This window comes from Streptomyces sp. NPDC004539 (genome assembly GCF_040610055.1).
Taxonomy (GTDB): domain Bacteria; phylum Actinomycetota; class Actinomycetes; order Streptomycetales; family Streptomycetaceae; genus Streptomyces.
Map to the genome: position 1 here is coordinate 211,135 of NZ_JBEXLS010000002.1, position 25,533 is coordinate 236,667.

The 25,533-nt window shown below is 73.0% G+C and carries 22 protein-coding genes; 15 read left to right on the top strand and 7 right to left on the bottom strand.

The annotated features are described in order from the left end of the window. Positions 1–120: 120 nt before the first annotated feature. Positions 121–312 (bottom strand): hypothetical protein, encoded by a 192-nt coding sequence (locus ABZX85_RS04675; RefSeq protein WP_355862511.1) that lies wholly within the window; start codon positions 310–312, stop codon positions 121–123. A 219-nt stretch (positions 313–531) separates the two neighbouring features. Here ABZX85_RS04675 and ABZX85_RS04680 point away from each other — a divergent pair, with 219 nt between their 5' ends. From ABZX85_RS04680 to ABZX85_RS04695, 4 genes are all read left to right on the top strand, one after another. Then, positions 532–1,227 carry a hypothetical protein gene (locus ABZX85_RS04680; protein ID WP_355862512.1) on the top strand — a complete coding sequence of 232 codons (696 nt, stop codon included), beginning with the start codon at positions 532–534 and terminating at the stop codon, positions 1,225–1,227. Between the two features lie 594 nt (positions 1,228–1,821). Then, positions 1,822–2,010 carry an acyl-CoA carboxylase epsilon subunit gene (locus tag ABZX85_RS04685; RefSeq protein ID WP_355862513.1) on the top strand — a complete coding sequence of 63 codons (189 nt, stop codon included), beginning with the start codon at positions 1,822–1,824 and terminating at the stop codon, positions 2,008–2,010. A gap of 805 nt (positions 2,011–2,815) precedes the next feature. Next, positions 2,816–4,756 carry a fatty acyl-AMP ligase gene (locus ABZX85_RS04690; protein ID WP_355862514.1) on the top strand — a complete coding sequence of 647 codons (1,941 nt, stop codon included), beginning with the start codon at positions 2,816–2,818 and terminating at the stop codon, positions 4,754–4,756. A gap of 24 nt (positions 4,757–4,780) precedes the next feature. Beyond that, positions 4,781–6,019: an acyltransferase domain-containing protein gene (locus ABZX85_RS04695; RefSeq protein ID WP_355862515.1), complete on the top strand. Its 1,239-nt coding sequence runs from the start codon at positions 4,781–4,783 to the stop codon at positions 6,017–6,019. A 29-nt stretch (positions 6,020–6,048) separates the two neighbouring features. On the opposite strand, the gene ABZX85_RS04700 is transcribed toward ABZX85_RS04695, so the two are convergent. Continuing rightward, positions 6,049–6,663, bottom strand: a complete 615-nt coding sequence (locus ABZX85_RS04700) for a response regulator transcription factor (RefSeq protein ID WP_355862516.1) — start codon at positions 6,661–6,663, stop codon at positions 6,049–6,051. 33 nt (positions 6,664–6,696) lie between these two features. After that, a complete protein-coding gene (locus tag ABZX85_RS04705) occupies positions 6,697–7,815 on the bottom strand; it encodes a histidine kinase (RefSeq protein WP_355862517.1) in 1,119 nt (372 codons plus the stop codon). Positions 7,816–8,736: 921 nt separating this feature from the next. Here ABZX85_RS04705 and ABZX85_RS04710 point away from each other — a divergent pair. The 7 genes from ABZX85_RS04710 to ABZX85_RS04740 all read left to right on the top strand — a co-directional run bounded on the left by ABZX85_RS04710 (position 8,737) and on the right by ABZX85_RS04740 (position 18,416). After that, on the top strand, positions 8,737–9,528 hold the full coding sequence (locus tag ABZX85_RS04710) for an AfsR/SARP family transcriptional regulator (RefSeq protein ID WP_355862518.1): 792 nt from the start codon (positions 8,737–8,739) through the stop codon (positions 9,526–9,528). Positions 9,529–9,602: 74 nt separating this feature from the next. Further along, on the top strand, positions 9,603–11,192 hold the full coding sequence (locus ABZX85_RS04715) for an acyl-CoA carboxylase subunit beta (RefSeq protein WP_355862519.1): 1,590 nt from the start codon (positions 9,603–9,605) through the stop codon (positions 11,190–11,192). A gap of 12 nt (positions 11,193–11,204) precedes the next feature. Then, positions 11,205–11,951, top strand: a complete 747-nt coding sequence (locus tag ABZX85_RS04720; RefSeq protein ID WP_355862520.1) for a helical backbone metal receptor — start codon at positions 11,205–11,207, stop codon at positions 11,949–11,951. 113 nt (positions 11,952–12,064) lie between these two features. After that, positions 12,065–15,289, top strand: coding sequence for a fused isobutyryl-CoA mutase/GTPase IcmF (gene icmF / locus ABZX85_RS04725; protein WP_355862521.1), 3,225 nt, complete (start codon positions 12,065–12,067; stop codon positions 15,287–15,289). A 102-nt stretch (positions 15,290–15,391) separates the two neighbouring features. Continuing rightward, positions 15,392–16,654 (top strand): amidohydrolase family protein, encoded by a 1,263-nt coding sequence (locus ABZX85_RS04730; RefSeq protein WP_355862522.1) that lies wholly within the window; start codon positions 15,392–15,394, stop codon positions 16,652–16,654. Further along, on the top strand, positions 16,654–17,592 hold the full coding sequence (locus ABZX85_RS04735) for an NADP-dependent oxidoreductase (protein WP_355862523.1): 939 nt from the start codon (positions 16,654–16,656) through the stop codon (positions 17,590–17,592). Before ABZX85_RS04730 ends, ABZX85_RS04735 begins: the two co-directional genes overlap by 1 nt. Positions 17,593–17,669: 77 nt before the next feature. After that, positions 17,670–18,416 carry an SDR family oxidoreductase gene (locus tag ABZX85_RS04740; protein ID WP_355862524.1) on the top strand — a complete coding sequence of 249 codons (747 nt, stop codon included), beginning with the start codon at positions 17,670–17,672 and terminating at the stop codon, positions 18,414–18,416. A 63-nt stretch (positions 18,417–18,479) separates the two neighbouring features. Here the strand turns inward: ABZX85_RS04740 and ABZX85_RS04745 are convergent, their stop codons facing one another. After that, positions 18,480–19,118 carry a DNA-binding response regulator gene (locus tag ABZX85_RS04745; protein ID WP_355862525.1) on the bottom strand — a complete coding sequence of 213 codons (639 nt, stop codon included), beginning with the start codon at positions 19,116–19,118 and terminating at the stop codon, positions 18,480–18,482. A gap of 75 nt (positions 19,119–19,193) precedes the next feature. On the opposite strand from ABZX85_RS04745, the gene ABZX85_RS04750 reads away from it, so the two are divergent. The 3 genes from ABZX85_RS04750 (at position 19,194) to ABZX85_RS04760 (ending at position 21,352) form a co-directional block, all read left to right on the top strand. After that, positions 19,194–20,042, top strand: a complete 849-nt coding sequence (locus ABZX85_RS04750) for an aldo/keto reductase (protein ID WP_355862526.1) — start codon at positions 19,194–19,196, stop codon at positions 20,040–20,042. 102 nt (positions 20,043–20,144) lie between these two features. Beyond that, positions 20,145–20,951 carry an MBL fold metallo-hydrolase gene (locus tag ABZX85_RS04755; protein ID WP_355862527.1) on the top strand — a complete coding sequence of 269 codons (807 nt, stop codon included), beginning with the start codon at positions 20,145–20,147 and terminating at the stop codon, positions 20,949–20,951. After that, on the top strand, positions 20,942–21,352 hold the full coding sequence (locus ABZX85_RS04760; protein WP_355862528.1) for a nuclear transport factor 2 family protein: 411 nt from the start codon (positions 20,942–20,944) through the stop codon (positions 21,350–21,352). Before ABZX85_RS04755 ends, ABZX85_RS04760 begins: the two co-directional genes overlap by 10 nt. Positions 21,353–21,401: 49 nt before the next feature. Here ABZX85_RS04760 and ABZX85_RS04765 read toward each other — a convergent pair whose 3' ends face one another. From ABZX85_RS04765 to ABZX85_RS04775, 3 genes are all read right to left on the bottom strand, one after another. Then, positions 21,402–22,394 carry a phospholipase D-like domain-containing protein gene (locus ABZX85_RS04765; protein ID WP_355862529.1) on the bottom strand — a complete coding sequence of 331 codons (993 nt, stop codon included), beginning with the start codon at positions 22,392–22,394 and terminating at the stop codon, positions 21,402–21,404. Positions 22,395–22,617: 223 nt separating this feature from the next. Continuing rightward, the gene (locus ABZX85_RS04770; RefSeq protein ID WP_355862530.1) at positions 22,618–23,559 is read right to left on the bottom strand and encodes a sugar kinase; all 942 of its coding nucleotides are present in this window, start codon (positions 23,557–23,559) and stop codon (positions 22,618–22,620) included. A gap of 23 nt (positions 23,560–23,582) precedes the next feature. Further along, the gene (locus ABZX85_RS04775) at positions 23,583–24,251 is read right to left on the bottom strand and encodes a class II aldolase/adducin family protein (RefSeq protein WP_355862531.1); all 669 of its coding nucleotides are present in this window, start codon (positions 24,249–24,251) and stop codon (positions 23,583–23,585) included. A 466-nt stretch (positions 24,252–24,717) separates the two neighbouring features. Here ABZX85_RS04775 and ABZX85_RS04780 point away from each other — a divergent pair, with 466 nt between their 5' ends. Further along, positions 24,718–25,344 (top strand): TetR/AcrR family transcriptional regulator, encoded by a 627-nt coding sequence (locus ABZX85_RS04780; protein ID WP_355863086.1) that lies wholly within the window; start codon positions 24,718–24,720, stop codon positions 25,342–25,344. Positions 25,345–25,533 lie beyond the last annotated feature (189 nt).

Sequence of the window (25,533 nt, forward strand, 5' to 3'; positions counted from 1 at the left end):
GATGTCGGACGTTCACTGGACGATCACCAGCGGTCTGTGTCGCACGGTCGCGCGTTCGCTGTCGCGATTCGCACGGGCGTACGCGGGGGCGCACAAGGGGGCGCGTTCGGTGGGGGCGGGTCAGGCGTACGGGTCGGGTGGGGGCGGGGTGGGGCGGGGGTACGGGGGGTCGAAGAACTCGGCGGGGGGTACGCCGGGGAGCCAGAACCAGCCGTACAGCGCGAGGGAGTGCCACAGGGGGCGCAGCAGGCGCCGCGCCGGGCTCCCCGGGGTGTCGGCGGACCGGTCGGGCGGCTTGTTCGGGGCGGGCACGGCGGCTCCCTCCGGGACGGGACACACGAAGGGAGCAGGGTGGGGAAACGGCTCGACGGGCTCTCGAAGGGGGCTCGTGACCGGGCCGGGAGCGGCTCGCGGGGGCGGCTCTAGCGGTCCTCTAGCGTTTCTTGCTCAGGTGGTTCCCGCATGCCGCGAACGCGCACGCTGCGGTGGGACTCCGATGAGATCGTCAGGTCTCCGAAAGGACGGTGCGCTGTGGTGCGCGAGGCGGCGAACGGGGAGGCACTGGACCCCCGTCCGGCCGGGGTCCGGGGTGAGCCGGGGCAGTTCGTCGCCGCGCTGTGGCGGTTCGAGCTGAGCGGTGGGGGGACCGCGGCGGGGCTCGAAGAGGAGCTGGCGCGGACGGCGCGGTCCCAGCGGGGGTTACGGGGGCTGTGGGGGCAGATGACGCTGCGGTCCCTGGACCGGCCCGGACGGTACCTGCACCTCAGCTGCTGGCGGTCGTTCGGGGCGCTGCTGGGGGCGCTGCACGCGGGGACGTTCTGCGCGGGCCTCGACCGGCTCGACCGGCTGGCCGACGTCGAGCCGGGGCAGGCGGTGGGGGTGGGGCTGCTGGGGACGGCCCTCGCGGTCGCGGACACCGCGCACGCGATCCTCGTCGAAGCGCTCCTGGACGGTGAGGCCGCCCGCTTCGAACTGGACTTCGGCGCGTTCGCCGGGCAGTTCATGCACGACACCGGCTTCGGCGGGGTCCTCCTCCTCCGCTCCACCACCGACCCCCGCGCCTACCTCGGCATCCTCTGGTGGACCAACCCCCTCGACCGCGACGAGGCTTTCACCACCCCCCACTTCCACACCCGCCACCACCACCTCCACACCACGACCACCCACCTCACGATCGAACGAGCCCAGACGACTTCGGCCCTTCCGCCGAACTCGACCGAACTTTGAGGGGACTTGGGGGCGGGGATGGGGATGGGCGGGGGCTGTGGGTGGGTGGGTGGGTAGGGGGCGGGGCTGGAGGATGGGCCGGGGGTCGGGGCTGGGAGCGGTGGTCGGGAGCCGTGGGCTGGGAGCCTTGGTGGTGGGGGCGGGAGCCGGGGGTTGGAGCCGGGGCCGTGGTCAGGAGCTGGAGCCGGGGGTCTGGAGCCTGGGGGTGTATCGGGTGCGGTGAGGTGAGAGATGTGAGGTGGGGATGAGAGGTGGTCACGCCCAGGGGCCCGCCGGGAGGCTGAGGTGGGGGTTGAGCGTGGTGGGGGAGTGGTGGCGGTGCGGAGGAGTGGGACGTTGAGGGGGTTGGCCGGTGGCGATGCTGGGTGGGGGTGGTGTCGGGGAGTGCGGTGGAGCCTCGTCCTCGTCGGGGTTTCGGACGACGTTCTCGTATGGGCTCGGTGTCCGGATTGCTTTGCGTCGGCCCTCCTTCCGGTTCCCGCCCCTTCCGTCTCCCTCGCTCCACCAGGCGACTTGGCTCTCCGAACCCCCTGCTCGACCTCCCCCCGGCCCGTACGCGACCGGGGTTCGAGGGGGATCGGACAAGGTGGGGGCATGTCCGAACACCCGCTCCTCAGAGTGGTCCGGGGGCAGCCGGACGCGTGTGAACTGGCCGCGGTGGTCGCCGCGTTGCTGGTGCTGGTGCGAGCTGACGGGCCGTCGCCGGAGTCGGGTCCGCGGCGGGCCGAGTGGGGCACGGGGCGGTTCCGCCACCGCAGTGCCGCCTCCTGGTCGGCTCCGTGAACCGTCACCCCCTACACGGCGGGGGTGACGTCGAGGGAACCCATGCGAGGGGGACGTGTTGACCAGCCACCACTATGTGACCAGCCATCAGAGTGCGCCGGGACGGCAGAGCGCACCCGGCCGGCAGAACACCCCCGGCCGACAGGGCGTCGCCGACCGGCAGAGCCTCCCCGACCGGCAGAGTGTCACCGAGTTGCAGAGCACCGCGGAACGACAGGGCGTCGCCGAGCGCCAGGGACCGGCCGAGTACCCGAACCCGGCCACGCCCTCGACCCCGACCGCTCACCAGAACCCGGCCACGCACCCCACCTCGGCCACGCCTTCGGCCGCTCAGCCGAGTCCGGCCAAGCCCTCGGCCCTGGCCGCTCGCCCGGCCCCGGGCACGCACCCGGCCTCGGCCGTTCAGCCGAGTCCGGTTACGTCTTCGGCGCCGACCGCTCACCTGACCTCGGCCGCGCCTTCGGCCGCACACCAGACCCCGGGCACACACCTGGCCCCGGCCACGTCTTCGGCCCCGACCGTTCACCCGGCCCCGGCCACGTCCCCGACAGTTCACCAGAACCCGGCCGCGCACCTGACTTCGGCCACGCCTTCGGCTACTCAGTCGAGTCCGGCCAAGTCTTCGGCGCCGGTCGCTCACCAGAACCCGGCCGCGCACCCCACCTCGGCCGCGCCCTCGGCCCCGGCCGCTCAGTCGGGTTCGGGCACGGCCTCGGTGCCGGGTGTTCACCAGAATTCCGTCGTCCACCCGACCTCGGTCACCCAGCGGAACCCGGCCGTTCTTCAGACCTCGGTCACTCACCCGATGCCGACCCCGGTCCCGCCCCCCGCCACGCATCCGGTGCCGCCCGCCCACCAGCCTTCGGCGCCGCTCCAGGTGCCGCCTGCTCATCACAACCTCGCCTCGCACCACAACCCCGCCGCCCGTCAGAACTCCATCGGGCGTCAGGACTCCGTCGGTCCCGCGAGGCTCGGTGGTGGGTATCTGAACTTCACCGAGCTGATGAGGGCGAGGGCGGAGACGGTGCCGGGGCGGGACGCGCTGTTGCTGCTGCCGGACAGCGAGGAGAGAGGGCGCCCCAAGTCGATCTCGTACCGCAGCCTGGACGCGGCGGCCCGCAGGCTGGCCGGCTGGCTCCAGAGCCAGCACGCCGCCGGCGAACGTGTGCTGCTCCTGCATCACTCCCGCCGCCAGTTCGCGGTCAGTTTCCTCGCCTGCCTCTACGCGGGCGCCATCGCAGTTCCTTGTCCGCCCGGTGGCGGACACGCCCACCACGCGGAGCGGATCACCGGGATCGTCAAGGACACCGCCCCCTGCGTGACGCTCACGGACGCCGCGCTCGCCCCGGAGGTCTCACGGCTGCTGGCCCGCTGCGGCTACGGCAACATGCCCTGCCTGCCCGCCGACGCCGTCCCCACCGCCCCGCCCTGGACCCCCCTGGCCCCCGACCCGGAGGCCGTCGCCTACCTCCAGTACACCTCCGGCTCCACCGGCCAGCCGCACGGCGTCGTCATCACCCACGCGAACCTGCTCGCCAACCAGCGGGCCATCAAGGACGCCCTCGGCACCAGGCCCGGCGACCGGGTCGGCGGCTGGCTCCCGCTCCACCACGACATGGGCCTCGTCGGCCAGCTCCTGCACCCGCTGTGGCTCGGCGGCACCTCGGTCATGCTGCCCGCCGAGACCTTCGTACGGCACCCCGTGCGCTGGCTGGAGGCGATCGGCCGGCACCGGATCACCGTCAGCGGCGCCCCGGACTTCGCCTACGACCTGTGCCTGCGCCGCGTCACCGACGAGCAGCTCGCCGGCCTCGACCTGTCCGGCTGGCGCACGGCCGTCTCCGGCGGCGAACCCGTCCGCCCGGAGACCCTGCGCGACTTCGCGGACCGCTTCGGCCGGGCCGGCCTGCGCCCCGGCGCGTTCGCCGCCTGCTACGGCCTCGCCGAGGCCACCCTCCTGGTCTCCGGCGGCGGCACCCTGCCCCGCCACGAACGAGGCCACGAACGCAGCCAGGACCGCGGCTGCGAGCGCACCGTCGACGCCGAGGCCCTCGAACGCCACCTGTGGCAGCCCCCGCGCCCCGGCCGCCCGGCCCGCTCCCTGCTGTCCTGCGGCCCCGCCACCGGCTGCGAGATCAGGATCGTCGACCCCGACACCCGCGCCACCGTCCCCGACGGCCGCATCGGCGAGATCTGGGTCCGCGGCCAGGGCGTCGCCCGCGGCTACTGGCGCGACCTCGGCGAGACCGCCCGCGTCTTCCACGCCGCCACGGCCGACGGCGAGGGCGGCTTCCTGCGCACCGGCGACCTCGGCACTCTCGACGACGGCCACCTCTACGTCACCGGCCGCCTCAAGGACGTCATCGTCGTCGCCGGCCGCAACCTCTACCCGCAGGACGTGGAGCGCACCGTCCAGCACGTCAACGCCCTCTTCGGCCCGGGGACCGCGTTCGCGGTGCCCGGCGAGCGCGAGCGCGTCGTCGTCGTCCAGGAACTGCGCGCCCGCAGCGGCTACGACCTCGACCTCGCCGCGCTCGCCGGCCAGGTGGAGCGCTGCCTCACCGAGGAGTTCGACGTACGCGTCGGCGGCGTCCTGCTGGTCCGCCCCGGCACCGTACGCCGCACGACCAGCGGAAAAGTGGAGCGGTCCGCGATGCGCGAGCTCTTCCTGCGCGGCCGTATCCGCCCGCTGCACCAGCGGCTCGACACCGATCTGGTCCCGGGGCCGGCCGCACTCACCGGATGAACCAGGTCGACGGAGGGGGCTGGTGTGATCCACGTACTGAGCGGCGAGCGGCACGAGCGGGAGTTCCTCGGCTGGCTGACGGAGCGCATCTCGGACTACGCGCGCCGCGAGATCGGCCGCGACGCCCTGCTCGTGGAGTGCGGGCTCGACTCGGTGGCCCTGCTGAGCCTCTACGGCGACATCGAGGCGGAGTTCGGCTCGCTGATCGGCCCCGAGGACATGTGGATGTACCCGACGGTCCGTGAGCTGGCCCGCCACCTCGCGGTGCGCCGCGCCCACCGCAGCCGGGCCGGACGCCGGGTGCGCGCGGTGTTCGTGTTCAGCGGCCAGGGCAGCCAGCACCCCGGCATGGCCGAGGGCCTCTACCGCCACTCCACCCCCTACCGCTCCAGCCTGACCTGGGTCGACGAGGTCCTCTGGCCCTACCTGGGCCGCTCGGTGACCGAGCTGATCCTCGGCCAGGACCCCGGCATCGACCGCACCGCCCTGTCCCAGCCGGCCCTGTTCGCCGTCGAGTACGCCCTCGCCCGCACCCTCCTGGACGCCGGGGTCCGCCCGGTCGCCGTCCTCGGGCACGGCGTCGGCGAGTTCGCGGCGGCCACCGTCGCCGAGGCCCTCACCCTGGGCCACGCGGCCCGGCTGGTCGCCCTGCGCGGCGCGTTCATGCAGCGCCTCCCGGACAGCGGCGGCATGCTCGCGACCTGCGCCGACCCGTACGAGGCCGCCGAGGTCGCCGCCTGGGAGCCGGGGGTGTCGATCGGCGCCGTCAACGCGGCCCGCGCGACCGTCCTCTCCGGCGACCTGGAAGGGCTCGCCCGGGTCCGCACCCGCCTCGCGGACGCCGGGATCTCCAGCCGGCTCCTGCCGGTCGGGCACGCCTTCCACTCGCCGTGCATGGCGGACGCCGTCCCCGGCTTCACGGCGGCGGCCCGCCGCGCCCCGGGCGCCCCGCCCCGCGTGCCGTTCTACTCGACGGTCTACGGCCGCCGGCTCGCCGAACCCCTCGGCGCCGCCTACTGGGCCCGGCAGATCACCTCACCGGTCCGCTTCGCGGAGGCCGTCCGCCACATGCTGGACCGGCACGCCCCCACCCACGTCGTCGAGATCGGCCCGAGAGCCGTCCTCACCCCGCTGCTGCGCCGGATCGGCGGCGCCGACGGCCCCCGCTGCCTCGCGGTGTGCCAGGGACCGGAGAGCGACGCGGTCGACCTCGCCGGGGTGCTCTCCGCGCTGGACGCGGGCCCGCTGGCCGAGGACGTGTGAGCGGATGGCGCGTCGACCGGTGGCGAGGGTCAGGGAATCCAGTCGGCCTCTTTCGCGATCCGGATCGCGTCGATGCGGTTGCGGGCGTTCAGCTTCGCGACGATCGCCGTCAGGTAGTTGCGGACCGTCCCCTTGGTCAGATACAGCGCCTCGGCGATCTCGGCGGTGTCCGCTCCCCGGGCGGCCAGCCGCAGCACCTCGGCCTCGCGCGGGGACAGCGGGGACTCCACCGCCTCCCAGGCGGAGAGCGCCAGTTGGGGGTCGACGACCCGTTTCCCCGCGGCCACCGCGCGCACCGAGTGGGCGAGCCGGTAGGGGGGAGCGTCCTTGAGGAGGAAGCCGCAGACGTGGGCGGACAGGGCCCGGCGGACCATGCCGGGCCGGCCGAGGCTGGTGAGGATCAGCACCCGGCAGGTCGGCAGCCGGTCGTACAGTTCGGCGGCGGCCGTGATCCCGTCGGTGCCGGGCAGGTCGATGTCGACGACCGCCACGTCGGGGCGGGTGCGCAGGGCGGTCTCCACGATCAGGTCGCCGCGGTCCACCGAGGCGACGACCTGGAGGTCGGGCTCCAGCTCCAGCAGGGCGACCAGGGCCCCCCGGACCATGTGGACGTCCTCGGCGAGCAGGATCTTCACCGACAGCATTGATTCCCCCTGATCAAGCGTGGGCGGTGACGGCTACGCGATCTCCCGCACGGCAGTGGTCGCTGCCATGGGGGAGACCGGTCTGACGGGTACTTTGGCCACGAGGCGGAACCGGCCGTCGTCGCGCACCATGGCCGTCAGCCGGCCGCCGACCGCGTCGACACGGGTCCGGAGGTTGTCGAGGCCGCAGCCGTGCGGGGCGGCGGGGACGTGCGGGACGTGCGGGGTCTGGGGCGGGTGCGGGCCCGCCGTCCGCTTCTTGGCGGCCACCCCGTCGTTCACCAGGACGAGTCGTACGGTCTCCCCCTCGCGGACCGCCCTGATGTCGCAGGTCTGGGCCTTGCTGTGGCGCAGGATGTTGGTGACGCCCTCGCGCAGTGTCGTCGCGAGGACCGTGTCCACGGCCGGGTGCAGCCGGCCGCAGGCGATGTCCATCGTGGTCCTGATGTCCGCCGCCGCCATGACCTCGACGGCCGACTCCGCCTCGGCCGCGAGCGACATCTCGCGGTAGCCGCTGGCCACCAGCCGGGCGTCCGCGACGGCCTGCCGGGAGACCGCGAGCACCGACTCCACCTCGTCCAGTGCCCGCCCCGGGTGGGCCAGCACCAGCCGGTGGATCAGCTCGCACTTGAGGGTGATCGCGGAGAGGCTGTAGCCCAGCAGGTCGTGCACGTCCCGGGAGATGCGGCGGCGCTCCTGGGCGACCGCCGCCCTCGCCAGCTCGGCGCGGGTGGCGTGCAGCTCGTGCACCATGTCGGTGAGCCGGGTGACGCCGTGCAGGACCAGTCCGGTGAGCATCGTCGTCAACGGCGCGTAGACCTGGCCGACGACCGGGAGGCCGAGGAGCACGGCACCGCCGCCGACCGCCGCCGTGAGCAGGGCGAACAGGGCCCAGGACAGCGGGCGGGGCAGCAGGAGGAGCAGCGAGGCGCCGAGGACCCCGCCGCCCGGGGCCCAGGCGACGCCGAACCACAGGAACGGCAGGAAGGTGAGGACTGCCTGGACACCGAGGGTCAGCGCCTTCAGCCGCGGCGGCCAGCCGCGGGCGCGGGGCGCGAGGTGCAGCAGTTGCACGCCGAAGAGGACCGCCACACAGGCCAGACAGAGGACGAGTCCGCCCGGACCGGGCCGCTCCCACAGGACGTTGAGCACGAGGACCGCCGCGTAGCCGCACAGTACGGCGACGGCGATGTACGTCGCGACGCGTGCCGCCGGAACGTCCCCGCGAGGACGGCCGACGAGCCGTCCCGCTCCCGCTAACCACGGCCCCGAACCTCCCTGACCGGACCCGGGCCTGTCACGGGCGTCGCCGTGAAGGTCTCCGGAATCCGTATGGCGAGACGGGTCGGCCATGCGGTGCCTCCTCCTCAGACCGCTTGAACTGTTCGAAATATACGTTGTCTTGGTCTGCGAGAGGCTGGCCGAACGGGGATTGATTACGCGAACATGGGAGTCGGGTTCAGAGAGTCACCGGCGGGCGTCGGAACGGGAAGAACGAGCCGTACCACGAAGCCGTTTTGGCACCCCCCGCACCACGACAACCCCCACGTCGGACCACATCCGCGCAAGAACCGACACGCCTCCGGTCCGGCGGTCACTTTCCGGAGCAGATCAGCGCGGCGAGGCGCGCGGAACCCCGCCGGACAGGCGCGTGATTTCCCCCGCGCCGGTACCGCCGGCGGCCGAATCCCGCCGGTCCCGGAAGCGGCGGGAGCCGGGTCTTCCGGGGGCCGGTTCCGGGGCGGGCGGTCCGGTTCCGGGCACGGGGGTCACCGGCGGTCCTCCTCGGCGGCATGCGCCACGGCGTCCATGGCCCGGTCCTTTCCACTGGGTGAAAAGCCCCCGCCGGACGGATTCGGGCGAGATGCTCCACGTCAGTGAGGTGAGATTTTGAGCCGAGGAGGCCGGGGCGGGGGAGCTGCATACGTCATGGGGTGACCATGAACTTTTCATGATTGCGGTCATGCGTTGCTCACTGGGCGCCCCCCACCTGGGGTGGGAGCATGCGCAGCACGCTCCGAGTGGGGGACACCCGGGTCATGGGGATGCGACTCGAAAGGGGAGAGCACGCCTATGGAGATCAAGGTATTGGGACCGCTCCGCGCGGTCGAACAGGGGACCTCGGTGGTCCCCAGCGCGGCCAAGCCCCGGCAGATTCTGGCCCTGCTGGCGCTCCAGGCCGACCACGTCGTCACCGTACCGACCCTGATGGCAGAGATCTGGGGCGAGCGGATTCCGCGCAGCGCCTCCACGACGCTCCAGACGTACATCCTCCAGCTGCGCCGCAGGATCGCGGCCGGCCTGACGGGCGACGCCCGCACCGCGAAGGACGTCCTCGTCACCCAGTTCGGCGGCTACCTCCTGCGCGTCCAGCCCGGTCAGGTCGACGTCCAGGAGTTCGAGCAGCTCGTCGCCGACGGCCGGCTCGCCTACGACGCCGGCGACTACCGCACGGCCTCCCGCCTCCTCGGCGCCTCCCTCGCCCTGTGGCAGGGCCCGGCGCTGGTCGACGTCCGCGCGGGCAGCGTCCTCGAACTGGAGGTGCTGCGCCTGGAGGAGAACCGCATGGCCGCCCTGGAGCGCCGGATCGAGGCCGACCTGCGTCTCGGCCGGCACGCCGAAGTCGTCCCGGAACTGCGGGTGCTGACCGCCCGGCACCCCATGAACGAGCGGTTCTGCGCGCAGTTCATGCTGGCCCTGCACCGCTCCGGCGGCGCCTGGCGGGCACTGGAGGCGTACCAGCGGCTGCGCGGCGCGCTCGTCACGGAGCTGGGCCTCGAACCCTCGCCCTCCCTCCAGCAGCTCCACCACGCGGTCCTCTCCGGAGACACCGCCCTGGACGAGCAGCCGGCGGTGACGCCCTGACCGCACCCGGCCGGCACTGACCGTCTCCAGCCCGTCTTCAGCTCCCTTCGAGCCCCCCTTCCTACGGTGAGGGGATGACGACCCTCGACGAACTCCTGGCCGCGGCGCCGGCGCCCGACCTGGGCCGGGCCACCGCGGAGCTGAATCTGCTCAAGGAGGAGGTGAGCCGGGGGCCCGACCCGGACGCCACCCGCCGCCAGCACGGCAAGGGGAAGCTGACCGTCCACGAGCGGCTCGACCTGCTCTTCGACCCCGGTACGTTCACGGAGATCGAGCCGCTGCGCCGGCACCGGGCGACCGGCTTCGGCCTGGAGGACCGCAAGCCGCACGGCGACGGGGTCGTCATCGGCTGGGGCGAGGTGCACGGCCGGACCGTCTTCGCCTACGCCCACGACTTCCGGGTCTTCGGCGGCGCCCTCGGCGAGGCGCACGCCGCGAAGGTCCACAAGGTGATGGACCTGGCCCTGTCCGCGGGCGCGCCGCTGGTCGGGCTCAACGACGGCGCGGGCGCCCGTATCCAGGAGGGCGTCACCGCGCTCGCCGGCTACGGCGGGATCTTCCGCCGCAACACCCGGGCCTCCGGGATCATCCCGCAGATCAGCGTCATGCTCGGCCCCTGCGCGGGCGGCGCCGCCTACAGCCCCGCCCTCACCGACTTCGTCTTCATGGTCCGCGAGACCTCGCAGATGTTCATCACCGGCCCGGACGTCGTCCAGGCGGTCACCGGCGAGGAGATCACCCACAACGGGCTCGGCGGCGCCGACGTCCACGCGGCCACCTCGGGCGTCGCCGGCTTCTGCCACGACGACGAGACGGAGTGCCTGGAGGACGTCCGCTTCCTCCTCTCGCTGCTGCCCCAGAACAACCGCGAACTCCCCCCGGACACCCCGTCGGCCGACCCGGCCGACCGCCGCACCGACGCCCTGACCTCGCTGGTCCCCGCCGATCCGGCGCAGGCGTACGACATGCGGGCGGTCGTCGAGGAGGTCGTGGACGACGGCGAGTTCTTCGAGGTGCACGAGGCGTGGGCGCGCAACGTGGTGTGCGGGTTCGCCCGGCTCGGCGGCCAGGTCGTCGGGATCGTCGCCAACCAGCCCGCCGCCCTCGCCGGCGTCCTCGACATCCACGGCTCGGAGAAGGCCGCCCGGCACGTCTCGATCTGTGACTCCTTCAACATCCCGCTGGTCACCCTGGTCGACGTCCCGGGCTTCCTGCCGGGCGTGGACCAGGAGCACGGCGGGATCATCCGGCACGGCGCGAAACTCCTGTACGCCTACTGCAACGCCTCCGTCCCCCGGATCTCCCTGGTCCTGCGCAAGGCGTACGGCGGCGCCTACATCGTCATGGACTCCCGGTCGATCGGCGCGGACCTGTCGTTCGCCTGGCCGACCAACGAGATCGCGGTGATGGGCGCGGACGGCGCCGCGAACGTCGTCTTCCGCCGGGAGATCGCCGCCTCGGACGACCCGGAGGCCACCCGCGCCCGCCTCGTCGAGGGCTACCGCGCCGAGCTGATGCACCCCTACTACGCCGCCGAACGCGGCCTCCTGGACGATGTCATCGACCCCGGCGACACCCGCCGCACCCTGATCCGCTCGCTGACGATGCTGCGCGGCAAGAACGCGGTGCTCCCCGACCGCAAGCACGGCAACGTCCCCCTGTGACACAGTTCCCGGGTGACCTACGACGACCTGGGAACCCCGCTCGGCCTGCCCCGCCCGCCCCGCCGCGTCGTCTCCCTGGTCCCCTCTCTCACCGAGGCCCTCGCCGCGACCGGCACGCTGGTCGGCGCCACCGACTGGTGCACGCACCCGGCGGACCTGGACGTCACCCGGGTGCGGGGGACGAAGAACCCGGACCGGGCGGCCATCGCCGCGCTCGCGCCGGACCTGGTGATCGCCAACAAGGAGGAGAACCGCGAGCTGGACGTCGTCCGGCTGCGGGCGGCGGGGATCGCGGTGTGGGTGACGGTCGTGGAGACCGTGCCGCAGGCCGTCGCCTCGCTGGAGCGGCTGTTCACCCAGGCGCTGCGGACCGGGGAGCCGGAGTGGCTCGGGGAGGCGCGCGAGCTGTGGACGGGTGAGGTGCCGCCGGTCACCGCGACCGTCGCCGTACCGGTCTGGCGCGATCCCTGGATGGTCGTCGGGGGGTCCACCTTCACCGGTGATCTGCTGCGCCGCGCAGGGCTTGCCAACGTGTTCGACGGGGACGGGCGGGGCCGGTATCCGAAGGTGGCGGTCGAGGAGATCCGCGCGGACGCCGTGCTGCTGCCGGACGAGCCGTACGTGTTCTCGGCGGCGGACGGGCCGGAGATGTTCCCCGGCCGGACGGTGAAACTGGTCAGCGGACGGTCGCTGACCTGGTACGGGCCGTCACTGGTCGCGGCGCACGGGATGCTGCGCGGGCTGGCCCGGGAGATCTGAGGCGTTCTCGCTCCCCTCCTTGCCCCACGAAGCTCCACGAATTCACTTGGACGTCCTAGTATCTATTTAGTAGGACGTCCAAGTATCTGGTCGCACGTTGCTGGAAGGCCCCCATGAGCGAACTGCACCGGCCCACGCACCCCGTCCGGCTCGTCACCGCCTCCGCCCTGTTCGACGGGCACGACGCGTCGATCAACATCATGCGGCGCATCTTCCAGGCGCAGGGCGCCGAGGTGATCCACCTCGGTCACAACCGCTCGGTGCGCGAGGTCGTGGACGCGGCGCTGGAGGAGGACGCGCACGGCGTGGCCGTCTCCTCCTACCAGGGCGGACACGTCGAGTACTTCGAGTACCTGGTGGAGTCCCTGCGCGAACAGGGCGCGGACCACGTCCGGGTGGTCGGCGGCGGGGGCGGCGTCATCGTGCCCGAGGAGATCACCCGGCTGCGCGCCTCCGGCGTGACGATCTTCTCGCCGGAGGACGGGCAGCGGATGGGCCTCGCCGGGATGGTCAACTCGGTCGTGAAGGACTGCGACTTCGACCTGTGGGACGGCCGCCCCGCCGACGCCGACGCGGTGCTGGCCGGCGACCGCTTCGCCACCGCCCGCGCGATCACCGGCGCCGAACTCGGCAAACTTCCCCCGGAGTTCACCGCCGCCCTGCGGGCCACGACCCGTACGGTCCGGGTCCTCGGCATCACCGGCACCGGCGGCTCCGGCAAGTCCTCGCTGACCGACGAACTGGTCCGGCGTTTCCGCCTCGACCAGCAGGACAAGCTGCGTATCGCGGTGATCGCCGTCGACCCGACCCGGCGGCGCGGCGGCGGCGCCCTGCTCGGCGACCGCATCCGGATGAACTCCCTCGACGGGCACCGGGTGTTCTTCCGCTCCCTCGCCACCAGGGGCAGCCGCGAACTCCCCGAGCACCTCTCCGACGTGATCGACGTCGTGAAGGCCGCAGGCTTCGACCTGGTGATCGTCGAGACCCCCGGCATCGGTCAGGGCGACGCCGCGATCGTGCCGTTCGTCGACACCTCGCTGTACGTGATGACACCGGAGTTCGGGGCGGCCTCCCAGCTGGAGAAGATCGACATGCTCGACTTCGCCGACACGGTCGCCATCAACAAGTTCGAACGCCGGGGCGCGAAGGACGCGCTGCGGGACGTCGGCCGCCAACTCGTGCGCAACCGCGAGGCGTTCGGGAAGAAGCCCGAGGACATGCCGGTGTACGGCACGAGCGCCGCGACCTTCAACGACGACGGAGTGACCGCGCTCTACCAGCACTTGAGGGCGACGCTGGCCGAGCGCGGCCTCCCGCTGGAGGAGGGCGCCCTCGCCCCGGTCGCCGTCCGGCACTCCTCCGGCATCCGCCAGGTCGTCCCCGCCGAACGCGTCCGCTACCTCGCCGAGATCACCGACACCGTCCGCGCCTACCACGCCCGCACCCTCGAACTCGCCGACGCGGCACGCCGGTTGCAGCGGCTGGAGGCGGTGCGGGAGGAGCTGGCCGAGGCGGGCGCCGACGCGGCGAACCTCGCGCCGCTGCTGAAGGACGCCCACCGCGCCGTCCCGAGCGACATCGCCGACCAGCTCGCCGGCTGGCCCGCCGTCGTGGCCTCCTACTCGGGCGACGAGCAGATCGTGACCGTACGCGGCAGGGAGATCCGCACCCGGCTGACCCGGGAGTCCCTCTCCGGGAACGCGATCCCGAGGGTGGCGCTGCCCCGGTCCACCGACCACGGCGAGCTGGTGGGTTTCTGGCGCCGGGAGAACCTGCCCGGGCAATTCCCGTTCACGGCAGGGGTGTTCCCCTTCAAGCGGGACGGCGAGGACCCGGCGCGGATGTTCGCGGGCGAGGGCGACCCGTTCCGCACGAACCGCCGCTTCAAGCTGCTCTCCGAGGGCCAGCCCGCGACCCGGCTGTCCACGGCCTTCGACTCGGTCACCCTCTACGGCCGCGACCCCGACGAACGCCCCGACATCTACGGCAAGGTGGGCACCTCCGGCGTCTCCGTCGCCACCCTCGACGACATGAAGGCCCTCTACGACGGGTTCGACCTGGTCGCCCCGACGACCTCCGTGTCCATGACGATCAACGGCCCCGCCCCGACCGTCCTCGCGTTCTTCCTCAACACCGTGATGGACCAGCGCGTCGACGCGTTCCGCTCGGCACAGGGCCGCGAACCGTCCGAGCAGGAGGCGGCGGAACTGCGCGCCGAGGCACTCGCGAGCGTGCGCGGCACGGTCCAGGCGGACATCCTCAAGGAGGACCAGGGCCAGAACACCTGCCTGTTCTCCACCGAGTTCTCCCTGCGGATGATGGCCGACGTCCAGGAGTGGTTCATCCGGCAGCGGGTCCGCAACTTCTACTCGGTCTCCATCTCCGGCTACCACATCGCCGAGGCCGGCGCGAACCCCATCAGCCAGCTCGCCTTCACCCTCGCCAACGGCTTCACCTACGTCGAGGCGTACTTGGCGCGCGGCATGCACATCGACGACTTCGCCCCCAACCTCTCCTTCTTCTTCTCCAACGGCATGGACCCCGAGTACGCGGTCCTCGGCCGCGTCGCCCGCCGGATCTGGGCGGTCGCCATGAAGGAGAAGTACGGCGCGAACGAGCGCAGCCAGAAGCTGAAGTACCACGTCCAGACCTCGGGCCGCTCCCTGCACGCCCAGGAGATGGACTTCAACGACATCCGCACGACGCTCCAGGCGCTGATCGCCCTCTACGACAACTGCAACAGCCTGCACACCAACGCCTACGACGAGGCCGTCACCACCCCCACCGAGGACTCGGTGCGCAGGGCGCTCGCGATCCAGCTCATCATCAACCGCGAGTGGGGGCTCGCGATGAACGAGAACCCGCTCCAGGGGTCGTACGTCATCGACGAGCTGACCGACCTCGTCGAGGAGGCGGTGCTCCAGGAGTTCGAGCGGATCAGCGAGCGCGGCGGGGTGCTGGGCGCGATGGAGACCGGCTACCAGCGGGGCCGTATCCAGGACGAGTCGATGCTGTACGAGCAGCGCAAGCACGACGGGACGCTGCCGATCGTCGGCGTCAACACGTTCCGCAACCCGCACGCCGACACCGCCGCCCCCGGCCCGGTGGAGCTGGCGCGGGCGACGGAGGGGGAGAAGCGGTCCCAGCTGGAGCGGCTGCGCGCCTACCAGGTGTCCCACCGCGACGCGTCCCACGCGGCGCTGGCCGCGCTGAAGGAGGCGGCGATGGGGGACGGGAACGTGTTCGCGGTGCTGATGGAGGCGGCCCGGGTGTGCACGCTCCAGCAGGTCACGGAGGCGTTCTTCGAGGTGGGGGGCCAGTACCGGCGCAACGTCTGAGGGGACGGAGGGTGGCTCCTCGCGCAGGGGAGCCACCCTCTCCCTTCAGTGGAAAGCTTTGTGAATAGCTTTCTGGTTGGCTTTTGAGGTAGCTTTCTCGGTGTGAAAGATCCTCGTATCCTGATCCGGGGCGGCCGTGTCGTCGACACCGAGCCCGAACCCCACGTGAGCCCCGCGACCGACGTCCTGATCGAGGACGGCCGTATCCTCGCCCTCGGCCGGGGGCTCCCCGACGCGGGCGCCACCGTCATCGACGCCACCGACCGGATCGTCCTGCCCGGCTTCGTCGACGCCCACCGCCACCTCTGGCAGTCCGCCCTGCGCGGCGCCGCCGTCGACACCGACCTCGGCACGTACCTGGGCCTCCTCGCCCACTGCGGCCCCCAGTTCACCCCCGCCGACGTCCGCACCGCGACCCTGGCCGGCGCCCTGGAGTGCCTCGACTCCGGCATCACCACCCAGCTCGACTACTCCCACATCGTCTACTCGCCCGACCACGCCGACGCCGCGATCGACGCCCTCACCGACGCCGGCCTGCGCGCGGTCTACGGCTACGGCACCCCCGTCACCGGCGGCGACGGCCTCGCCGGCCTGCGCCGGGTCCGCACCGAACGTCTCGCGGACGACCAGGCCCTCGTCACTCTCGCCTACGCCCCGCTCGGCCCCTCCTTCACCCCGCTCCAGCTGGTCGCCGAGGAGTGGCGCACCGCCGACGAACTGGACCTCCCGGTCACCTTCCACGTCGCCGCGACCCCCCTCGCCGAGCGCCCGGTCACCGCCCTGCGCGAGGCGGGCCTGCTGCGCGAGCGGACCCTCTACGTCCACGGCAACACCCTCGACGACGACGAGCTCAAGCTGATCGCCGACTCCGGCGCCACCGCCTGCGCCGCCCCCGGCGCCGAGGCCGCGCTCGGCAACAGCGCGCCCGTCGCCGGCCGCCTGCGCCGCGCCGGTGTCGTCACCGGTCTCGGCGTCGACGCGGTCACCTCCGCGCCCGGCGACATGTTCTCCCTGATGCGTGCCGCCCTCCTCGCGAGCCAGCTCACCGACGAACCCCGGATGACCGTCGCGGACGTCCTGCGCATGGCCACCCTCGACGGCGCCGCCGCCCTCGGCCTCGCCGACCGCACCGGCTCCCTGCGCCCCGGCAAGCAGGCCGACGTCGTCCTGATCCGGATGGACGACCTCAACTGCCTGACCGCCGAACGCGATCCGATCGCCGCCGTCGTCACCTGCGCCGGCCCGCACAACGTGGACACGGTCCTGGTCGCGGGCCGGGTCGTGAAGCGCGCGGGGCGGCTGGTGCGGGGCGATCTCGGGCCGGCCGTCCGGGAGTTGCGCGCACTCGCGGCGGGGCTGCGCTGATGCGCGCGCTGCGCGTCCCCGAGGCGGGCGGGGAACCCGCCGTCGGCGAGGTGCCCCGGCCCCGAGTGGCCCCCGGGCACGTCCTGGTGAGCGTCCGCGCGGCCGGGCTCAACCCCCTCGACAACGTCCTCGCCGCCGGGCTGCTCGCGGACCGCTTCCCCTACACGTACCCCCTCGTCCTCGGCCGGGACGCCGCCGGGACCGTGCTCGCCGTCGGCGCCGGGGTCGACCACGTCAGACCGGGACAGGAGGTGTTCGGGCACACCCCGCTGGCCGCCCCGCTGGGCGCCGGGACGCTCGCCGAGTACGCGCTCCTGCCCGCCGAGACCGTCGTACCCAGACCCCTCGGGCTCGACTTCGTGGCCGCCGCCGCGCTGCCGCTGGCCTCCGCCGCCGCGTTCGCCGCCGTCGACCGGATCGATCCCGGACCCGGGGAGACCGTGCTCGTCGACGGCGCGACCGGGGGTGTCGGCCGGTACGCCGTCCAGCTCCTCGCGCTGCGCGGGGCGCGGGTCGTCGCGACCGGGGGCGCGGAGGACTGCGCGCGGCTCACCGCGCTCGGCGCGCGGCTCGTCGTCGACCGGGCGGCGGGGCCGGTCGCCCGCCAGGTGCGGGGCCTCTTCCCCGGCGGGGTCGACGCGCTGATCCACCTCACCTCCGAGGACGCCCCGCTCGACGCCGTCCGCGCGGGCGGCCGGGTCGCCACCACGACCGGGGTGCCCGGCCCGGAGGCGCTCGCCGCCGCCGGACTCACCGGCTCCACGGTCTACGCCCGCCCGCTGCGCGAGACCGTCGAACCCCTGGCGGAACAGGCCGCCGACGGCACGCTCGCCGTCGACGTGTACGCGGTCCTGCCGCTGGAGCGGGCCACGGAAGGGCTCGCGGTCCTCGCCGCCGGGAAGGCGCGCGGAAAGATCGTCGTCACGCTCGGCGACTGACCCGGCCCGCACCCGGCGGACTCACATTCGGCGGGCTCGCGCTCAGCGGGCCCGCACGCGAACAGAAGGGACTTGTCATGGCCGGACGTCTGGAAGGAAGGGTCGCCGTCGTCACGGGCGGCGCCGCCGGTATCGGGCGGAGCATCGCCGCGCGGCTCGCCCAGGAGGGCGCCGACGTCGCCGTGCTCGACGTCGACGACGCCGACGAGACACGGGCGCTCGTCGAGGGGCAGGGCCGCCGGTTCTTCGCCGCGAGGGCCGACGTCTCCGACGAGACGCGGGTCAACGGCTTCGCGCTCGCGGTCCGCGAGGCCCTCGGGCCCGTCGACGTCGTCGTCAACAACGCGGCGATCGCCATGCTGCGGGACCTGGAGAACACCTCGTACGACCAGTGGAAACGGCTGTTCTCCATCAACGTGGACGGCTGTTTCCTGGTGACGAAGGCGTTCCTGGCCGACCTCAAGGACTCGCCGGCCGGGCGGGTGATCAACATGTCGTCGTCCAGCTACTGGGAGGCGCCGCCGATGTTCCTCGCGTACGTCTCCGGGAAGGGCGCCGTCAACGGCTTCACGCACGCCCTCGCCACCGACCTCGGGCGCCACGGCGTCACCGTGAACGCGATCGGCCCGAGCGTCGTCCGCACCCCGACCACCCGGCGCGAGCTGAGCGAGGCGTTCTTCGGGGAGCACGCGCAGCTCCAGAGCCTCAAGCGCGAGCAGACCGCCGAGGACGTCGCCCACCTCGTCGCGTTCCTCGCCTCCGACGAGGCGGCGTTCGTCACCGGCCAGGTCCACCTGGTCGACGGCGGCCTGATCCGCCGCTGAACTCACCGGCGAGGCAAGGGAGTTCAGCCCCGTCCAGTCCTGTTCGGCCCAGTCCAGCCCCGTTCAGCCTCGGGAGAGCCCCCACTCGCCCGCCCGCACCCCCGCCTGGAAACGGGACTCCGCGTCCAGCGCGACGAGCAGCTCCGCGACCCGGCGGCGGTAGGTCCGCAGGGACATGCCGAGCCCTCGGGCGGCGGCCTCGTCGGTGAGACCGGAACCGAGGGCGCGCAGCACGGGCCGCGCCCGCTCGTCGACCACGGGCCGCCCGGCGAGCAGCTCCCCGAGGTCGGTGGCGCTCCGCCAGGCCGCCTCGAACAGCGCGAACGCCCCCGCGACCAGGGCGGGTTCGGCGCTCATCAGATACGTCCGGCGGGCCGAGGGGTCGGTGAGGATCATCGTCCGCCCCCCGACGAACACGGTCCCCTGCGGCAACGGCCCCCGCGCGATCCGGACGGCCGTCCCGCGCGCCGCCAGCTCCGTGAGCAGCCGCCGGTCCCGCTCCCGCGCGAGCACCCCGGGGCCGAACAGCTTGCGGGCGCGGGCGGCCCCGCCCTCCCGGAGCCGGCGCAGGGCGCCCTCGCGGGCGCCGGGCCAGGTGTCGAGGTCGGGGGAGACGCTGACGAACTCGGCGTCGTCCGCCGTGAGGGGGCCGAGGCGGGCGCGGAGTTCGAGGTCGCCGCGGAGCGTCGTGATCGCTGCCATCCCCCTATTGTCGCGCGTGGCAGGAACGTGCCGGCGGCTCGTGCGGCCGGTCCGCCGCCCGGCAGGCTGGCCGGCATGAACGACACCTTCTCCCTCGGCGGCGACCTGCCCGTGCACCGCCTCGGCTTCGGCGCGATGCGGCTGCCCTCCAAGGGCGGCATGTTCGGCGCGGCCCGCGACCCGGAGTCCGGCCGGACCGTCCTGCGCCGGGCGGTCGAGCTGGGCGTCGACCACATCGACACCGCCGACTTCTACCTCAGCGGCGACGGCGCCGTCCGCGCCAACACCCTGATCCGCGAGGCTCTCCACCCGTACCCGGCGGGGCTGACGATCGCCACGAAGGTGGGCCCCCTCTTCCAGGGCGGCGGCTTCACCCACGCCGCCCCCGGCGAGCTGCGCGCGCTCGTCGAGGGCAACCTCGACACGCTCGGCGTGGACCGCCTCGACCTCGTCTACCTGCGGATCGGCGCGATGGAGATCCCGCACGGCGAACCCCTCGCCGCCCGCTTCGAGGCCCTCGCGGCGCTCCGGGAGGAGGGGCTGATCCGGCACCTCGGGCTCAGCAACGTCGACGCGGACCACCTCGCGCAGGCCCGCGCGATCGCGCCGGTCACGGCCGTCCAGAACCAGTACCGCGCCGGACTGCGGGACGAGGTGGAGCTGGCCGGGCTGTGCGAGGCGGCCGGGATCGCGTTCGTGCCGTTCTTCCCGGTCGGCGGCGGGCACGAGCCGGACGACCCACGGCTCGCGAAGGTCGCCGCGCGGCACGGGGTGAGCGTCCCGCGGATCGGGCTCGCCCGGCTGCTGGCCTCGTCGCCGGTGATGCTCGCGATTCCGGGGACGGGGAGCGTGGCCCACCTGGAGGACAACATGGGGGCCGCCGGGGTCGTCCTCACCCAGGAGGACCTGCTGGAACTGACCTGAGCGGGGGCTCCGGGCAGGGTATGAGGGGCACGCCTTCCGCAAGTACCTGTACAGTCAGATACTGTGTCGTCAGGTTGACCCTCGCCTTCCCAAGGAGCCCCCATGAGCACCCTGGACTTCACCGTCCTCGACCTGGACTTCCCGGCCGGCAGCAAGAACAAGACGGCGACGCTCGTCACCGGTGAGAGCGAGGCGCTGCTCGTCGACGCCGCGTTCACCCGCGCCGACGGGCACCGGCTCGCCGCCGCCGTCCTCGACTCCGGCAAGACGCTGACGACCGTCTTCGTCAGCCACGCCGACCCCGACTTCTACTTCGGCGCCGAGGTCCTCGCGGACGCCTTCCCCGAGGCCCGCTTCGTCGCCACCCCGCTCGTCATCGAGCACATCGCGCACTCCTACGAGGGCAAGCTCAAGGCGTGGGCGGCGCTCGGCCCGAACCTCCCCACCCGGCTGGTCGACATCGAGCCGCTCACCGGGGACCTCACCCTGGAGGGCCACCGCTTCGAGCTGAAGGGCGGCTCGGCCGCGCTGCCCGACCGCCACTACCTGTGGCAGGCCGAGCACCAGGCCCTCCTCGGCGGCGTCCTGCTCTTCCAGCAGGAGCACGTCTGGGTCGCCGACACCCCGACCCCCGGCGACCGCGCCGCCTGGATCGACGTGCTCGACGAGATGGCCGCGCTGGAGCCGGCCCTCGTCGTCCCCGGCCACCGTCTCCCGGGCACCGCCGCCGACGCCTCCGCGATCGCCGCGACCCGCGCCTACCTCGTCGCCTTCGAGGAGGAACTGGCCAATGCCGCCGACGGCGCCGCCCTCACCGCCGCGCTCGTCGCCCGCTACCCCGACCACGGCATGCTGATCGCCGCGCAGATCGGCGCGAAGGTCGCCAAGGGCGAGATGACGTGGGGCTGACGATGACGTACGACAGCCCCGCGGACGTCGTCCGCCGCCAGTACCTCGCCTCCGCCGCCGGCGACCTCGACGCCCTGCGCGCCACCCTCGCGCCCGACGTCGAGTGGACGGAGATGGCGGGCTTCCCCCTCGCCGGCACCTACCGCACCCCCGACGGCGTCACCGCCGCCGTCATGGAGCGGCTCGGCCGGGACTGGGACGACTGGACCGCCCACGACGACACGTACGTCGTGGACGGCGAGAACGTCGTCGTCCTCGCCCGCTACACGGCCGCCAACAAGGCCACGGGCAAGCCGATCGACGTCCGCGTCGCCCACCACTTCGTGGTCCGGGGCGGGTTGATCGTCCGGTTCGAACAGTTCGTGGACACGGCGCTGGTGCGGGACGCGATGAGCGCGTGAACTCGCTCTGCGGGCGCGGCGGTTCAGAGACCGCCGCGCCCCCGTGCGCTCAGGCCGCCGTGCCGCCCGCGTAGTCACTCGCGAAGGTCGTCTCGATCGTCTGCGCGACCGGCTGGGCGACGCCCGTGCCGGTCAGGATGATGCCCAACTCGCGGTTCTTCGTGAGGGAGTTGGTGCTGATGTTCATCGAACCGGCCTCCACCGCCTGGGTGCTCAGGCCGTAGTCGGCGACCATCGCCTTCGCGTGGATGTAGAACCCGTCCGGGTCCGAGTAGCCGACGACCGTGCCGCCCGCCGACTCGATCTGGGAGACCTCGGAGGCGTAGGACGACGGGCTCTCCAGCACGACCCGGACCTTGACGCCCGCCGAGGCCCGCGCGGCGATCGCCTTGACGACGGCGCTGTCGCTGAACTCCAGCTCCTCGACGTCCAGCGTGGTGGTTGCACCGTTGATCACCGACAGCAGACGGGTGCGCGCGTCGGTGGGGGACCACAGGAGGTGGTCGCCGTCGGTGGGGGTGACCGAGGTGCCCGCGTAGTCCGCGGCGAACACCTTCTCGATCGCGGCGACATCGCGGCTGTCGTCCGTGAACACCCCGTAGTCCCGGCCCGTCGCGTAGTGCTGAGACGTCAGATTCCCGGTCAGGACGAGGGACTTGGCGCCGTCGACGGTGATCGTCTTCTGGTGCGTGTAGGTGAACGACGTCGACGACCACACCACCCCGACACCCGCGTTCGTGAGCGCCGTGTACGCCGAGGCGTTCGCGGACTGGTGCGCGGTGTCGAGGACGACCCGGACCGTCACGCCCTTGTTCTCCAGGGCGATCAGGTCGTTCACGGCGGTGGTGTCCTCCAGCTCGTACATCGTCATGTCGAGCGAGCTGGTCGCGGAGTCGATGAAGTCGTAGATCTGGGGCTGGCCGCCGCTCTGCGAGAACGCGAACGCGGAGTAGCTCGCCGCGCTCGCGGGGACGGCGCCGGCGACGACCGCCGCACCGGCCGCGAGTGCGACACCGGTACGGGCGATGACCTTCCACAACATGGGGGCTCCTGCTCGGTTGAGTGCCCGCCAGGGGAGTGAGGTGGGGTGGCGGGGCCCGAGCAGAACACCACGCGCGTAGAACGCCGGTGAAGGGCCGCCCGGTGAACTCGCGGTTACCGAGCGGCGGTTGAAGCGGGACAATGCGGACTCCGCGCAGGTGGGGGCCGGTTCATGGGCTCCCCGCAAGATCGCAAAGAGTTCCTGGTGTGCCCTCCGGGCCGGCTCAGTCGGCCTTCAGCTGCGGTGTCTCCGCCGCGAACGCGTCCAGCGCCGCCAGGTCGAAGTCCCCGTGGTCGCTGCCGAGCCCCCGCGCCACGAACGCCGCCGCCGCACACCCCAGCACCGCGCACTCACGCGGCGTACGGCCGAGCCCGAGCCCCCGCAGGAACCCGGCGGAGAACGCGTCCCCGCAGCCCGTCGTGTCGACGACGTCCACCGCGAACGCCGGTACCGCCACGGTCTCCTCCGCCGTTACCACCAGCGCCCCGCGCGCCCCCAGCGTCACGGCGACAGACCCGACCCCCCGCTCCAGGAAGACCCGCGCCCCCGCCTCCACGCTCTCCGCGCCGGTGAACCCGAGCACCTGCTCCTCGTTCGGCAGCAGATGGTCGACGTACGGCAGCGCGTCCGCGATCCAGTCGAACAGCCCGCTGTCGCCGCCCGCGAGGATGTCCACCGAGGTGACCGTCCCCGCCTCCTGCGCGGGCCGCAGGATCTTCGCCGCCGCCTCCCCGCCCATCAACTCCGGTGCGCCCAGGTGGAGATGGGTGGCCGCCGCGATCTCCGCGTGCGGTGCGTCGTCCGGGCCGTACGTGATGTTCGCGCCCAGCACGTGGAACGCGGGCCGGCTGCCGTCGGACCGGATCGGCAGCACGGACGCGGAGGTCTGGGCGTCCTCGCGGCGGACGACGAGGGAGGTGTCGACGCCGAACGTGCCGAGCAGGCTCAGCATCAGGTCGCCGATCGGGTCCGTCCCGATCGCGCCGGCCGTCCTGACCGACGCGCCCAGCTTCGCCAGCGTCACCGCCGTACCGGCCGCCGTGCCCGCCGGGCCGAACCGGATCTGGTCGACCAGCGTCGCGCCCTGCCCGTCCGGGATGGAGTCGACGGGGCGGACCTGGACGTCGAAGACATGGGCGCCGAGCGCAATCACCGACTGACTCACGAGAACTCCCTCACTGAGACCGCTCACGGCTTCGCCGCGCGTGTGCTGCCGTACCCGCTGTTCAACGCGGCCGTGATGACCGCGAGTTGCTGCTCCTCGTCCAGGGCGCGCGGGGTGCCGAGGGCGGCGGCCCGGGCGTAGACGTCGCAGGCCCACTCCAGGAGGAGCGCGTTCTCCACGGCCTTCTCCAGCGTCGGACCGTGCGTCACCGCGCCGTGGTTGGCCATCAGCGCCGCCGACTTGCCCGCCAGCGCGGCGAGTACGTACTCCGCGAGCTCCGGGCTGCCGAACACCGCGAACGGCGCGACCCGTACGGCGCCGCCCAGCAGCAGCATCTGGTAGTGCACGCACGGGAGTTCGTCGAGGACGAGGGAGAGGGCGGTCGCCCGTGGGGAGTGCGTGTGGACGACGGCGCCCGCGCCCGCGCTGCGGTACACCCCGAGGTGCAGCTCCAGTTCGGACGTCGGCGCGAGGTCTCCGGCGAGGAGTCCGCCGTCCATCCCGACGACCGTCACCTCGTCCGGCGTGATCCTCGCGAGCACCGCGCCGGTCGCCGTCACCGCCACCGCGTCGCCCACCCGCATGCTCACGTTCCCCGCCGTGCCGATCAGCAGCCCCGCTTCCGCGAGCCGACGGCTCGCCTCCGCGACGGCCTGCCGCGCCTGCGCCATGTCCGGTGTCGCCTCCGCCATGACGCGAAAGCTAACCTGAACATGAAACAAAGTCACGTTTGGTTTCAGGATTCAGGGAACTCGGGTTTTTCGGGGGGCCGGGCATGGTGAGAGCTGAGGCTCGGCGGGTGGGGCTCGGGATCTCGGGACTGGCGCGGGCGGTGCGGATGCCGTCGGCTGAGGCGTGGGGTCCGGGGCTTGAGGCTTCGGGCCTGGCGTCCGGGGTGCGGATGCCGTCGGCTGAGGCTCGGGGTCCGGGGCTTCGGGACTGGCGCCAGGGGTGCGGATGCCGGGGGCTGGGGCGGAGGGCGCAGGCCACGGGGTCTGGACTCCGGGCTCCGGGGTTCGGTCCGGTCCGGTCCGGGGCTTCGGGCGTGGGGCTCGGGTTGCCCGGTGGCCGTAGCGCTCGGCGCTCCCGGCACCCCCGACACCCGGCGCTCGGGATGCTGGGAACTTCGGGTGCGAGCGAGGGACGGAGTCGGGTGTGATGGAGCCGGGTGAGCTGGACGGGGTGCGGTTGAGGCGGCGGCCTCGGCAGGCGCGGTCGGTGGAGAAGGTCGCGAAGGTGCTGGCGGCGGCGGAACGGCTGCTCGTCGAGGAGGGGGTGGACGTCCTCACGACGACGCGGGTGGCCGCCGAGGCGGGTGTCTCGGTGGGGGCGCTGTATCAGTACCTCCCGGACCGGGACGCGATCGTGGAGGCGCTGGCGGATCTCTATCTTGGCCGCCTGGAGTCGGAGATGGAGTCCCTGGTGGCCCGCTCCGCCGAGGAGACCTGGACCGACCCGGTGACGGTCCTCGTCGACACCTTCACCGGCCTCTACCGCTCCCAGCCCGGCTTCCGTGCGCTCTGGTTCGGCCGCCACCTCACCGAGTCCACCCGCGAGGCCGACCGCCGCCACAAACACACCATGACCGCCGGCCTCCACCGGGCCCTCGTCGCCCAACACCTCCTCCCCGACACCCCCGAAGCCGCGACCGCCTGCCGCACCGCCTTCCTCGCGGCGGACGCGGTCACCCAGGAGGCGTTCCGCACGTCCCCCGAGGGCGACACGGCCCTCCTGAACCAACTGAAGACGCTGCTGCGGGCATACCTGGGGAGGCTGGGGGAGTAGTCGCACCGAGCGGTCAGTGCCTCACGCTTGCCGCCCTCCCCGAACGGCGACTTCCGAACCCCGCAATGCCCTGACCCGCACCCCCGGCCATTCACCCCGCCCCTACGGTCTCTTCCGCCGCGCCCGAGCCCCTGCTCGCTGCAACCCTGCGCCTCGACCCGGCTCGCTGCTCCGGGTATCTGCACTCCG